At 65.5% G+C, this 11,703-nt stretch carries 12 protein-coding genes and 1 pseudogene; 5 read left to right on the top strand and 8 right to left on the bottom strand.

Annotated features, from left to right (window positions below; all coding sequences use genetic code 11):
• Window positions 1-9: 9 nt before the first annotated feature.
• Window positions 10-897: a response regulator gene (locus AB4089_RS18075; RefSeq protein WP_441410657.1), complete on the top strand. Its 888-nt coding sequence runs from the start codon at window positions 10-12 to the stop codon at window positions 895-897.
• Between the two features lie 491 nt (window positions 898-1,388).
• On the opposite strand, the gene AB4089_RS18080 is transcribed toward AB4089_RS18075, so the two are convergent.
• Complete coding sequence (locus AB4089_RS18080; protein ID WP_441410658.1) at window positions 1,389-1,754, bottom strand: hypothetical protein; 366 nt, start codon at window positions 1,752-1,754, stop codon at window positions 1,389-1,391.
• Window positions 1,755-2,302: 548 nt separating this feature from the next.
• Between AB4089_RS18080 and AB4089_RS18085 the strand changes: the two genes are divergently transcribed.
• Window positions 2,303-3,046 carry a Clp protease N-terminal domain-containing protein gene (locus AB4089_RS18085; RefSeq protein ID WP_441410659.1) on the top strand — a complete coding sequence of 248 codons (744 nt, stop codon included), beginning with the start codon at window positions 2,303-2,305 and terminating at the stop codon, window positions 3,044-3,046.
• A 780-nt stretch (window positions 3,047-3,826) separates the two neighbouring features.
• Here the strand turns inward: AB4089_RS18085 and AB4089_RS18090 are convergent.
• Window positions 3,827-4,255: a hypothetical protein gene (locus AB4089_RS18090; protein WP_441410660.1), complete on the bottom strand. Its 429-nt coding sequence runs from the start codon at window positions 4,253-4,255 to the stop codon at window positions 3,827-3,829.
• A 253-nt stretch (window positions 4,256-4,508) separates the two neighbouring features.
• Between AB4089_RS18090 and AB4089_RS18095 the strand changes: the two genes are divergently transcribed.
• Complete coding sequence (locus tag AB4089_RS18095; protein ID WP_441410661.1) at window positions 4,509-5,486, top strand: MIP/aquaporin family protein; 978 nt, start codon at window positions 4,509-4,511, stop codon at window positions 5,484-5,486.
• Window positions 5,487-5,596: 110 nt separating this feature from the next.
• On the opposite strand, the gene AB4089_RS18100 is transcribed toward AB4089_RS18095, so the two are convergent.
• Together AB4089_RS18100 and AB4089_RS18105 are read right to left on the bottom strand one after the other, a co-directional pair.
• Window positions 5,597-5,872 carry a hypothetical protein gene (locus AB4089_RS18100; RefSeq protein ID WP_441410662.1) on the bottom strand — a complete coding sequence of 92 codons (276 nt, stop codon included), beginning with the start codon at window positions 5,870-5,872 and terminating at the stop codon, window positions 5,597-5,599.
• A gap of 42 nt (window positions 5,873-5,914) precedes the next feature.
• A complete protein-coding gene (locus AB4089_RS18105) occupies window positions 5,915-7,102 on the bottom strand; it encodes an FAD-dependent monooxygenase (protein WP_441410663.1) in 1,188 nt (395 codons plus the stop codon).
• Between the two features lie 98 nt (window positions 7,103-7,200).
• On the opposite strand from AB4089_RS18105, the gene AB4089_RS18110 reads away from it, so the two are divergent.
• Window positions 7,201-7,605 (top strand): VOC family protein, encoded by a 405-nt coding sequence (locus tag AB4089_RS18110; protein ID WP_441410664.1) that lies wholly within the window; start codon window positions 7,201-7,203, stop codon window positions 7,603-7,605.
• Window positions 7,606-7,916: 311 nt separating this feature from the next.
• Here the strand turns inward: AB4089_RS18110 and AB4089_RS18115 are convergent, their stop codons facing one another.
• The 4 genes from AB4089_RS18115 to AB4089_RS18130 form a co-directional block, all read right to left on the bottom strand.
• On the bottom strand, window positions 7,917-8,999 hold the full coding sequence (locus AB4089_RS18115; protein WP_441410665.1) for a DUF1648 domain-containing protein: 1,083 nt from the start codon (window positions 8,997-8,999) through the stop codon (window positions 7,917-7,919).
• Entirely contained in the window at window positions 8,996-9,391 is a 396-nt protein-coding gene (locus AB4089_RS18120) for a GntR family transcriptional regulator (protein ID WP_441410666.1), read from the bottom strand. The genes AB4089_RS18115 and AB4089_RS18120 overlap by 4 nt, the downstream gene beginning before the upstream one ends.
• Before the next feature lie 126 nt (window positions 9,392-9,517).
• Window positions 9,518-9,799: a hypothetical protein gene (locus AB4089_RS18125; RefSeq protein ID WP_441410667.1), complete on the bottom strand. Its 282-nt coding sequence runs from the start codon at window positions 9,797-9,799 to the stop codon at window positions 9,518-9,520.
• A gap of 227 nt (window positions 9,800-10,026) precedes the next feature.
• Entirely contained in the window at window positions 10,027-10,641 is a 615-nt protein-coding gene (locus AB4089_RS18130; RefSeq protein WP_441410668.1) for a hypothetical protein, read from the bottom strand.
• A 622-nt stretch (window positions 10,642-11,263) separates the two neighbouring features.
• Between AB4089_RS18130 and AB4089_RS18135 the strand changes: the two are divergent.
• Window positions 11,264-11,409 (top strand): annotated as a pseudogene (locus tag AB4089_RS18135) (IS110 family transposase); the annotation flags it as partial.
• Window positions 11,410-11,703 lie beyond the last annotated feature (294 nt).

The following is an 11,703-nucleotide window of genomic DNA, read 5'->3' on the forward strand; positions in this document are numbered from 1 at the left end:
AACGGAGCAATGATGGCTGACCCGGAACTCCGTCCGTGCACCGCTTTTGTCGGTCGGGGCGTATACCTGCTGGACGATCACGAGGTCGTGAGGCGGGGGTTGCGCCAGCTGCTGGAGTTCGATGGTCTCGGCATCGCCGGGGAATCCGGATCCGCGCGCGAAGCGGTCCGGCGGATTCCTGCCCTTCGCCCGGAGCTGGTCATTATTGATGATGACCTTCCGGACGGTTCCGGTGCCGAGGTGTGCCGTGCCGTTGCCGTGGCGGACCCGCGGATCCGGTGTGTGCTGATGACCGAGGAGGGCGGCGAGGCCGTGCTGATCGACGCCATTCTGGCCGGCGCGTGGGGATGCCTGTCCAAAGACGATGAGGGCAGCGAACAGCTCAGGCTCATCCGACGGGCCCTGGCCGGGCACACCGCGTACAGCGGCCGCTTTTATCCGGCGATCGTGGCCCCGTTCTTCCTGCTCCAGCCACAGCGCCCGGATGAGAATCTCCTGACTCTCACGAAACAGGAAATGACTGCCGCGATCGGCCTGGGGAAAGGACTGAGCAACCGCCAAATCAGCAAGGAGATGTTTCTGGCAGAAAAAACCGTGAAGAACATGGTCTCGACCATCCTGACGAAACTCGGCACCGCGACCAGGACGCAGGCCGCCCTGCTTGTCACCGCAACCCTCGACCACTCCGAAAACCCCTCCGACGGAGGCTACCGGTCCAGCCAATTCCCGGACCTGATCCCCGAAGTCACTGCAGCACTGTTGAATTGCACCAGCGAGGCCGGCACCGTGCCACCTACGGACCAGAAGCGGGCAACGGACGCCGCCCGGCTTGCCGCCGCCCTTACTGCGGCCCGGACCGGGCTGAGAGTCAGGCGTCCTCAACAGAGCAGCACTTAAGAGTCCGGAGCGGAGATTCCGCGGGCTCTCCAAACCTGATGGACCCGGAGAGCCTCCGTGGTGTCCGGGACGGCCGCCAAGCTCGAGGCCCAACGGCGGCTCGCTGAAGGGGCGCACGGGGACATGGACGGATAAGGCCGCCGGGTCCCGACGCTGCTTTCCGGATGCAACAGGCAGGGACTGTCATTTCATCGGTAACTCCTGCCGTTACCACTGGCGTGGGGGTACGAATGGGCGGGCTGCGGCTATCCGCCCGCACTGGGCGGGTGTGGCGTGGTGGGTGGCGTGGGAGCTCGCCCGGGCCGGCCTGGGCCGGAGCGACCGACACGGGCGCCCGCCGGAAAGAACAATTCAAGGGCCGCGGATCAGTTTTCGATCAGTGTGGATGCTTCGTTCTAGCGGGCGCTCGTGTTCAGGCCTCCGGCCGTGGGGTAGGCGGGGATGGCAGGGCTCGCTTGGTGATGGGGCGGGACTGGGATGGGGGCGGGTGTCTAGAGCGGGTTCGGCGTCGCTTTCTCGCCGAGTCGGACCAGGGCGCCGGGCACCCCTATTAATGTGGCGTGTGCCCCGTCGTCTGCTTCCAGGTCGAGGTGGACCAGCCGGTGTCGGCGGTGTTTGGCTACGACGGCGAAGCTGGAGCCGGCCAGCCGAAGGATCTGTCCCTCACGGACCTCCCAGAGCCTGTACTGGACGAGGGATAGGGGGTCTGGTTCGTTCATGATGCTAATTCCGGCGGTTTCGGGTTGCAGCACCCGGATGCCACCCGCGGGCGGCAGGTAGAAGGCGGCGAAGGAGCGGTGCCGGGGGTCTTGGGCCCAGATGGAGACCACCGCGGCACCGGTGCCCGAGTTATCCACTGGGCCCGGGGCAGGGGTTGTTCGTGGGTTTCGGGGTCCGGGAACGGGGCCGCCGCTGCAGGCGCCATGGCCGGATATATCTACCGAGCAATACATGTGGGGACTCCGCAAATTGCTCGACGGCATCATTGCGCGACTCACTTCAAGGGAAAACACCCCCACGGCACTTGTCGGCTAGCGCCCTGGGGAAAGCCCTGGGACGGACGGCGCGCAGCATTCTCTTAGCCCAGAAGGGCTTACGCGGCACGGCGCAGGGCTGTCCGATCTGTAAGTCGACAACGACCCTTGCCGTGCCAGCGCTCCGCGGGACGTTCTGCGACCGGAACGCGGACGGAGGTTTCCGCCCCGGCTCGCTGAAGAGGCCGCGTCGTTCGTTCCGGGGTCCGTACCACCTGCCCTCAGCGCCAGCCGGATCCGGGGGCCGGAAGTCCAGGGCCGATGCGGCCCGCTGGTCGTCCCGGGAAACCGGTGAACGTACCGGGGACGGCGTCAACCAGTATCGTCAACCCAAGGTTGACATCACGCTCGCGTCAACTTAGCATTGACGCATGACAGATCCCATCCGCATGACGAACGCTGTCCGCCTCGACGATCTCATCGAGGCGATTAAAAAGGTGCATACCGATGCCCTCGAGCAGTTGTCCGATGCGGTCATTGCCGGGGACCATCTGGGCGACGTGGCCGACCACCTGATCGGTCATTTCGTGGACCAGGCGCGGCGTTCGGGTGCGTCCTGGTCGGACATCGGCAGGAGCATGGGGGTCAGCAAGCAGGCAGCCCAGAAGCGTTTCGTCCCGAAAGGCTCTGCCGAACCGCTCGATTTGGAGCCGGGCCAGGGCTTCAGCCGGTTCACGCCCAGGGCCAGGAACGTGGTGACGGCGTCGCAAAATGAAGCCCGTGCCGCAGGCAATGATGAAATCGGCCCCGCACACCTGGTGCTGGGGCTGCTGGCCGAGCCCGAGGGCCTGGGGGCCCGGGCCATCAGTGCGCAGGGAGTCTCCCCGGACGCCATCCGCCAGGCCGCCCACGCCGCCCTGCCGCCGGCGGCTGACCGCGTGCCCGACCTCATCCCCTACGGCGGGCAGGCGCGGAAGGCCCTGGAGTTGACCTTCCGGCAGGCCCTGCGGCTGGGGCATAACTACATCGGGACCGAGCACATCCTGCTCGCGCTGCTGGAACTCGAAGCCGGCACCGGCGTGCTCACCGGCCTGGGAATCGACAAAGCGAGATCCGAAGCGGCCGTCACCACCGCCCTGGCCGCTATCCGTGGCGAACATGAACGAAGCGACTGAAGGCATGCCAAGGTCCGGTAGGGCATGGGCGGCCGACCGAAAGCTGGCCAGGCATTTGTAGTTTCAGGGCCATAGGACTCCTACCGTTACTCCTGCCCGGCCATAGGTATTGATATGCCGCAGCGGGTTCCCTCCGATGGGCGGGTGCGGTGATGGTTGGCCCGGGTGCCGTTGGAACTCGCCCGGGCCGCCTCCGCGCCGGGGGCGCGTGATGCGGTGGGGGTCCTGGGGTGCGCCTGTGGGCTTTGAACCCTCGTCCCGAGGATTAAGAGTTCACTGCTCTGCCAACGGAGCTACGGGTGTGGGGGAGGCTTGCCCGCCGTGTGCTCGTTCCTTGTTTGGGGCGGCGCCGGCTGCGTTGTTTAGGAGGCGCGCGTCAGCTGTCGTTTGCACGGTTCTGTGTCGCCCTGGCACGTTCGAGGGCAGGGTTCTGCGTTATCGTGCCGGGATTAACGATGTCGTTCATTCTGCCCGTGAGGGACGGTAAAGGTCAGCTCCCGCGCTCCCCGGAAGAGCAGGCGTGCCTCAATCCGTGGCTGACTCAAGCACCGGTGGGTCACGCGGTGCTGCCGGCCACGCCCTCCCTCTGGAATCGGCTAGGCAAAGAATGCGCCGCGCCTCGGGTGAGCGGTCGGCCGGCTTCTCACCCGGGCTGCTGACCGGGTAGTCAGTGACCAGCAGTGCCGTTTACAGCGGCACCGAATATTGCGTCAGCCTGGGGGTTTCACTACTGGTGGTCGACGGCGCTCCCGGCCTGTTCTGCGGGGTGCAGGTGCCGGACTATTCCTGTTTATCTGTCCCGGTGCCGGTGCCGGTGCCGGTGTCCGTATCGGTGTCGGTCTTGGTGCGCGGTTTGCGGACGGGATCCACGGAACCGCTTGCTCCGTAGTTGCCCTCTGGATACTGACCGATTTCAGATTCAGCGGTGCGGCCCGGTGTCGACCCGGCGTCGCCGAAGTTGGCTTTCACGTAGCGTCCCGATTCCTTTGCCTTGTCTCCGAGGGGTTCGGGCAGTCCGCCTTCGCTGCCGGCCGCCCCGTAGTCCCCTTCGATGTATTGGCCTTCCTCGTCGTCCGCATGGCGGCCGCTTTGCGCTCCGGCCTTGCCGTAGTTGCCTTCGACGTACCGGCCGCGCAGGTCTGGTTCTTCCGGCTTCTTCTCCGGGCCTGCCTCATCGGGGGTGTCTTCAATGCTGCTGTCGTCGGACATGGTGGTGCCTTTCCCAAACGAAATCCGCGTCTTTGCGGCGCAATCCAAGCCCACCGTGGCCCGCGCTCCCCGACGGAATCCGCCTCCGCGCCTGCTGGGGCTTGCCGGGACGGGACGGGAGGGGCGGGCCCGAGGTGCTGCCCACGGCGGATAGATCTTAGACCGTTGCCTACGGACACTATCGGCGTAGCATAAATCTACTGGGGTTGTCAATTTCGGTAGGTAGATCAGATGACTCGAGGAGGCACTCGCGATGAGCGATATCAGTCCACTCAGAAATGCAGTCCGTCATGGCAGCGGCCTTAAGCAGTTGGGCGGCACTTGGGGTGAACTTCTTGCAGAGTTTCTCGGCACTTTTGTGCTGATCTCTTTCGGCGACGGCGTTGTGGCCATGGCAGTCGCCGCTTTGCCGGGATCCGGCCGGGCCGCTACATCGACGACGATCTTCATGGCCGCCGGGGACTGGCTGTTGATCACCTGGGGATGGGCACTGGCGGTGACGATGRCCATCTACGTTGCCGGTGGCGTCAGCGGCGCACACATCAATCCGGCAGTGACCCTGGCGTTCGCAGTCCGGCGTAAATTTCCCTGGGGCAAAGTGGGGCCGTATATCGTCGCCCAGGTTCTGGGCGCCTTCGTCGGCGCCGCGATGGTGTACCTGCTGTATCACGACGCCATCGATGCCTATAACCAGGCCGTCGGGACCGGGCGTGCAGATCCGAAGGGGCTTGCCAGCTACTCCATTTTCGCCACCTTCCCGGCACCCTACTTCAACGGCAGCCCCGTGGGGCCGCTGGTCGACCAGATTGTCGGCACGGCCTTCCTCCTCATGTTCGTGGTGGCCATCATCGACATGCGCAATACCGCGGTCCAGGCGAACCTGGGTCCGTTTATGATCGGGCTGGCCGTTGCAGCCATCGGCATGTCGATCGGCGCGAACGCCGGCTATGCCATCAACCCGGCCCGTGACTTCGGGCCACGGCTGTTTGCCTGGCTGGCCGGATGGGGGCAGACGGCGCTGCCGGGCACCGTGGACGGGGCCTTCAGCTGGTATTTCTGGGTGCCGATCGTCGGGCCTTTCATCGGCGCAGTGATCGGCGTGCTGCTCTACGACTGGTTCATCGGCGACGTCCTGCATGCGCGCATCAGGCTGCAGGAATCCACGCCTCCGGGCCGGGCAGGCGGAGAGACACCTCCGGCGACCGAAACGAAAAGGACGGCCGAAACATAGGCGATTAAGGATTCTGAGAGATGGGCGTCGCAGGGAGATTTGCTCCTCCGGTTCAAAGGCGCCGGCTCGGCCCGGGCGGGCGTATAAACCACAAATGGCAGGCCATGTCGTCAGGTTCGACTACCCCGGACTGGCGGATACCCACTCCTCGGTCTGCGCAGCGTTTCCGTCAGCTTCTTGAGTATCTGTCCGCGCCAGCCGCCGCCCATGAGGCGGTGAGCTCTCACGTGACTGGGCGCCTGCGGGTCGAACCCTTCGTGAATGAGGATCAGCCGCGTGCCGCCGCCTTCGAGAATCAGAGACCACGTCACCGCGCTGTTCAGGTCGTTGCCTGCTGACATCAGGGTGTCCTTCGGATTCCCGAGGGTGTTGTGCGGGTCTTTCATGCGGCTTCCACTAATGGTCACTGGGGATGGCGTGGGTCGGGCTTATTTTGCAATTCTGCCCACGATCTGGCGGGCCACCAGTCGGTCGATTCCTGGCAGATGGGTTGCCCGTATGGTCCACCGGCGGAGGAGGCGCTGGGTCCGGTTCGCGGGGAGGAACGATGACGCGGTGCGTCTCCCGGCGGCTTGAGCCTCCTCGACCACGGGTCGCCAGCGTCGCTCGAACTCGGTGAGGGCCGAACTGATCCCCTCGGGTGAGGCCACGGGTCCAAGAATGTCCCCCAGTAGCGCGGCACCGGCGATGGCGAGCGAGCCGCCCTGGCCCGCGAGGAGCGATACGGCCCCGCAGGCGTCCCCCACGAGAACGGTCCGCTCCCTCTGCCAGCCCGGCAAGACGATCTGTGCGACGACATCGTCGTAGGGATGCTCGGGGCACAAGTCCAGCAGCCGGTCGACCGCGTGGCCGAGTCCGGCGAACTCGCGGCGCAGCCGCTCCCGCGGGCTCCCGGGCCGCAGGTGCCGTGGTGCGCCTCTGGCGTCCCGGTAGACCATGAATGCCGCCACCTCGTCCGAGCGGAGGCTGTAGAGCCCGACCATCCGGTCGATGCTGTCGCTGAGGACGAACCTGTTCCGGAAGCTTGCATTCAGGATCGGTTCGGTCACGATGAATGCGGCAGCACGCATGCCCAGGGGGCGCAAGTACTCCTCTTCGGGCCCGAAGACCCGGGCGCGCACTCCGGAATGGATGCCACCAGCGCCCACGAGGACGTCCGCGGAGATCGTCACGTCCGGCGAGTCATCGACGGCGACCCGCACGCCGTCCTCATCATTCCATACCCGGGAAACGGGCATCCCGTAGCGGACCCGCACCCGGCCAGGGGCCACGTCGTCGAGCGCGGCGAGGGCTGCGCACTCCATGTCGGGGCGCAGCAGGCTCAGGACCTTCCCGCCGGCAAGCCGGGCGAACTGGTCGTAGTCGAGGCTGGACGTCGGGCGGCCTTCTGCGTCCACATACTCGGCTGCCTCGACATGGTAGGCCACCGCTGCGAGCCGCGGGTAGAGGCCGATTCTTTCCGCCGCCTCGACTCCCGGACCGAAGAAGTCCATCATGTAGCCATCGGGACGCGGAGCGGCCGATTTCTCGAGGAGCTCGACGTCCCAGCCGGCCAAGCCGAGCTGGCGGGCCGCGACGAGGCCCGCTATGCCCGCCCCGACAACCACTGCCTTCATGTCCTGCCCCGAACGATCGTAGGCGTGTCTGATATTCGGCGCGTTGACAGGCCGCGAGGTGGCGCGTATTCCTGAGTGCAGAGCAAGGAGGTCTCCTTATGGCCACCGTAAGCGTGCGCTACATCGTCGATGATGTCGATACAGCCATCAATTTTTACCGCGAACATTTGGCATTCACGCTCGTCATGCATCCGGCCCCGCCTTTTGCCATGCTCGAGCGCGGTGATTTGCGGCTGCTGCTCAGCGCTCCGAGCGGCCAGGGCGGAGGAGGGCAGAGCATGCCCGACGGCACCCGGCCCGCGCCGGGCGGGTGGAATCGATTCGCGCTGGAGGTGTCTGACCTCGCGGCAACCGTGCGGACCCTCCGCGATGCAGGCGTGCAGTTCCGCAATGACATCGTGACGGGCATGGGCGGAAATCAGGTACTGATCGAAGACCCCTCGGGCAATCCGATCGAACTATTCGAACCGACGATTCCCGAGGCTCGGCTCGCGACATCCTGATCCCAATGGCGGTAGGCCCACACAGTCACAGTCGTGCCCTCCGTCCGAAGGGAATGAGGCATCAAGTCTTTAGGCGTACGCCGGGCATGCAGGACACGGGTCCCGAACGTCCGCCACCGTTGCTGCGAGCAGACGGCAGTTGGCTCCATGAGGGTCGCCGGGGGCGCGCCGGGACCCTGGTCAGGCGGCCTGTGAACGCCGCCCCGCCCGTACACCCGGCACATGGGAAAGCCCCCCGAGGCAGGGGCTTTCGCCGTTACCGATAGACGTTGGGGAGGGACGCAAGTCCACTCGCGACGCTATGGTCTGGGTCAGCCGCCAAAACGGAGGCTGACCGCCAGGCCGATCAGCGCGGCCGCACCGGCCAGAAGCATCGCTGCCCTGGGATTGCCGAAGTTAAGCGTCCATCCCAGACCGAACCGGCGCGGAACGACCAGCGCATGGTCTTCGCGGTTGATGTAGAACAGGCCACCGCGCCAGTGCTTGTCATCGTCCCGGTGGATCAGGCCGGTGTCTTCCTCGGCGTCGTTCCGCTCCCGGCTGTTCCTGGCCAGGATGACGACGGCCACCACGGCGGCGGTCAGGATCGGGAGGACGATTACGAGCGGCGCCCACGGTGTGACCGTCCCGGTCCACATCAGCAGCGATGATCCCAGCATTCCCAGGTCGATCATCGCGGTCAGCCCGAGCAGGGCCTCGGCACCCAGTGACATGTAATGGCGGTACCAGCGCGCGGAGGTAACGGGGTGTGCCGGGTCGAGATCGGGCCGGCTGCGGACGATGGCCGCTGCTATACCGGCGAGCAGCGCGGTCATGCCGATCTGCACGAACACCAGTGAGAAGGCGGCGCCGACCGACTTGGCGACCACGCGGTTGGGCACCCCGTTCGCGTCGTAGTGGACCGCGAGAACTTCGGGCATCGATGGGTAGCTGATCACGCCGATCACTACCGTGGCGGCCGTGATGATCAGTGCCGGGGCCAGCCAGAGCCAGGGAAACCGCGGTGGATTGGTCCGCAGTTCGGTGTCCACCGCGATGCCCTGGTGCAGGCCCTGGTACCAGCCCCCGGCGGCCTTGGCGGCCCGGATCTCGTGGTTGGCCAGGAAGAAGCAGCCGTACCAGACGGCGTCGAGCACCAGCACCGACAGCGGCAACACCAACGTTGCGCCGGTCACGGCGAAGATGAGCACGCCGGCCGCGGCGGTGGCGATTCCACCGAGGAGTACCCGCCAGCGGTAGATGCTGGTCTGCCGGACCACCGTCGGGTCCCCGGCATGCTGGGGCGGTACCCGGACCCCGAAGGGCACGGCGGGGCTGGTGATGGAGGGCAGCACCAGGGCGATCACGAGCACGAGTGCCAGCACCGCGGAGCTCAGGATGATGGCACCGGTCATGGGGTGTCCTCTGGCTTCTTGGCGTCAAATGACTCGAGTATCGCCCGGCAGGTCGCGAGAACCTCGTCGGCCGGCAGGCCTCTGGCGACGGCCTCGGCCAGCAGGGTCCGTGCCCTCGCGGTCCACTCTGCGGGGAACGGCGGATCCGCCACCGTAATTTGGGTCACCACCGCGCCGGTCTTGCGGTTGAGCCGGATCAGGCCTTCCTGGCGCAGGAGGTCGTAGGCCTTGTTCACGGTGTGGAAGTTGATGCCGAAGTCGGCCGCGAGCGTCCTGGTGGCCGGCAAGGTGCTGCCCTCGGTCAGCGCGCCTTCGGCGATCGCCTCCACGATCTGGTCCCGGAGCTGCTGATAGATCGGTATCTCCCTGGCCAGATCGACGTTGAGGATCATCCTTCCCACCTCCCACGCTTGTTCTGTTAGTTATAGAACAACCGGCGGCCTCTGGGAACGCCGAGAAATATCCCGGCATCTGTGTTTCTCTGTGACCTTAAAGATCACCATCGACAAGCTGCCTGACTAGAGCGGTCTTACCTCGGAGCGCGACAGGTTATCTGGGAGCTTGAACGCAAGAACGTCAAAGTCCCGCTCCTGAAAGCGCGGAACCGATGCGCGCACTCGCCCATGGTCGGGGTTGTCACTTGTCAGATGCAAGTGTGCTCGCAGCTCAGGGTCAAAGCCGGTGGCACCGACGTACGCCATCGCGCCATCAGCAGTATCAACCCACACATAAAGCCACGAGCCGGTCGGGCGGACATTCCCCTGGCGAACTGTTATCAACTGTTTCTCAAATCGCTCCATCGACTGAGGATAAAGCCCTTCATTTTCCCTGAACCAGCTGTCCGTATGCCGGTCGATCACCGTGCCCAGGAACGCGCCGCTACGTTCCGTGCAGGTGCTGGCTTGTGACTCGCAGCGATAAATGGCGGTCTTTTCGCAGCGCTATTTTGTCACCCCGCAGATCCTTGAAAAGCTTGTTCGTTCTTCTTGTTCGGTGCTCTCGTCAGGACCGCGTCGTTGCCCCTCGGTTACCCGGGGCGGCCCGACCGACTGCCTGCACGCTCCTGGCGAACCGCGCTCACGGCGCGCACGGCAACTACGGCGGCCACGATCAACACGGCCGCGGCCAAGGCCGTGCCCGGTCCACCCAGCCGCCCGGTGACGGCACGGGGAAACCCGTGTGCGGGCTGGCCGGTGCTGCCACCTGTGACCTCGTTGTCCGTCACCTCCCATTCGGCAGGGGAGGGGAAGATACCGGCCGGAAGCCTCTGCTGTCGGAGACGCCGACGTGAGGCAAGCCTGCGCCGCACTTTCTCATTCGGAGCGGGCATTACGCCGTCCGCTGCCACCGCTGCGGGGAGGTCCACGATGTAGGGCTCACCGTAATAGGCCGCCGAAGCCACCGAGTCCAGCCAGATGCCGGGCGGGGGTTCCACCCCGCGGCGCGAGAACGCAGCCAGGAGCATCTGCTGGATCTCACCCAGGCTCTTGCCCCGGGCGACCTGCGTGACTTCGAAAATGGCCAGCTGGAGCTGCACCTTCTCATCCGCTGCCGGGTCTTTGGCGCTCGGAGCCTCTTCAACGGGGTCGGTGTTAAGTGGCCCGGTCTTGGGTGTGCCCGCGTTGCGCGAGTCGGGGCTCATGGGGTTCCTTTCTGTCATGTTGGGTCCAACTGCCCTTCGAATTTGCCCGTCCGCGGGCATCGACGGTACTTGCTCGCCGCCCGGTAACTTGACCCGGAAGCCCGTGCGGCGGGGCTGGGACGGTGCTGTTCCGAGTCACCTCTACCGGACTGGGTCCGACCGAACGCGGCCTGGTTATCCGCGAAACGAGGACGAGACAAGGGGCAGGTGTGTCTATCGTGGCGCAATTCCGTCGGTTTGTCGTCGGCGTTGACACTCATGCCATAACCACTTCCTCGCCATCACCGCCGCAAGTTACGAACCGCTCAAGACTCTCTCGCGTTGACCGTCGTCCGAAGGGTCCGCGAGGGGCCGGGGTCTTTTTGCCTTGGCGGAAGCCGTTGCCGCGGCGATCTCCGAGCTTGGGAGCCGGAGTGCAGGCCACGGTCGTTGCTCCGGAGACAGGAAATTCCCGATTTGTGGTTCGACCGGGTGGGGCGTTGGCGCCCGGCCGCCCCGCCTCACACCGGCCGTGATCCGGACCAAACACCGGACCCCCGCGGGACTCCGGCAGGAGCCCCGGCAACCTCCACCGCCCCGCGGCTACGACCGGCAGCTCCTGCGGGTTTTCTACCGGTCGGATCTCTCGGCCCTGAAGAGCTGCCCGCCTCCCGGACCTACTACGACCGAAAGCGCGCCGAAGGCAAGACCCACACCCAGACCATGCTCTCCCTGGCCCGGCGCCGCCTCAACCTTCTCTGGGCCGTGCTCCGCGACGGCACCACCTACATCCGAGTTCCCGCAGGCGGGCTCTATGGCCACCTGACGACACGGGCCTGCGGAGCTCCACTCGTGCCGAATCGGTCGTCCACGGAACCCTCTCCAGGAGTGTCTGGATAACGGTTGATCCGGGGTTCCTGGTCGTGACGCATGCTTTGCAATAGTGCAGAGTCGCCAGCATGCGGAAGGGCCATGTCGACCAGAACGACCCAAGGGCCGCCACAGTCAGGTATTTTCCTGAGATCCATAAGCCTGCATACTGTTGCGGTTACGCAATGATTCCCGTTAGATTGAAGACTTAGT

Source organism: Arthrobacter sp. 2MCAF15 (assembly GCF_052115605.1).
GTDB lineage: Bacteria > Actinomycetota > Actinomycetes > Actinomycetales > Micrococcaceae > Arthrobacter.

What these genes read in the sequence shown, in the direction of transcription:
- AB4089_RS18120 (WP_441410666.1), bottom strand. Translation starts at nt 9,391, where the DNA reads ATGATCCTCAACGTCGATCTGGCCAGGGAGATACCGATCTATCAGCAG.
- AB4089_RS18125 (WP_441410667.1), bottom strand. Translation starts at nt 9,799, where the DNA reads ATGGAGCGATTTGAGAAACAGTTGATAACAGTTCGCCAGGGGAATGTC.
- AB4089_RS18130 (WP_441410668.1), bottom strand. Translation starts at nt 10,641, where the DNA reads ATGAGCCCCGACTCGCGCAACGCGGGCACACCCAAGACCGGGCCACTT.
- AB4089_RS18115 (WP_441410665.1), bottom strand. Translation starts at nt 8,999, where the DNA reads ATGACCGGTGCCATCATCCTGAGCTCCGCGGTGCTGGCACTCGTGCTC.
- AB4089_RS18075 (WP_441410657.1), top strand. Translation starts at nt 10, where the DNA reads ATGATGGCTGACCCGGAACTCCGTCCGTGCACCGCTTTTGTCGGTCGG.
- AB4089_RS18085 (WP_441410659.1), top strand. Translation starts at nt 2,303, where the DNA reads ATGACAGATCCCATCCGCATGACGAACGCTGTCCGCCTCGACGATCTC.
- AB4089_RS18110 (WP_441410664.1), top strand. Translation starts at nt 7,201, where the DNA reads ATGGCCACCGTAAGCGTGCGCTACATCGTCGATGATGTCGATACAGCC.
- AB4089_RS18090 (WP_441410660.1), bottom strand. Translation starts at nt 4,255, where the DNA reads ATGTCCGACGACAGCAGCATTGAAGACACCCCCGATGAGGCAGGCCCG.
- AB4089_RS18100 (WP_441410662.1), bottom strand. Translation starts at nt 5,872, where the DNA reads ATGAAAGACCCGCACAACACCCTCGGGAATCCGAAGGACACCCTGATG.
- AB4089_RS18105 (WP_441410663.1), bottom strand. Translation starts at nt 7,102, where the DNA reads ATGAAGGCAGTGGTTGTCGGGGCGGGCATAGCGGGCCTCGTCGCGGCC.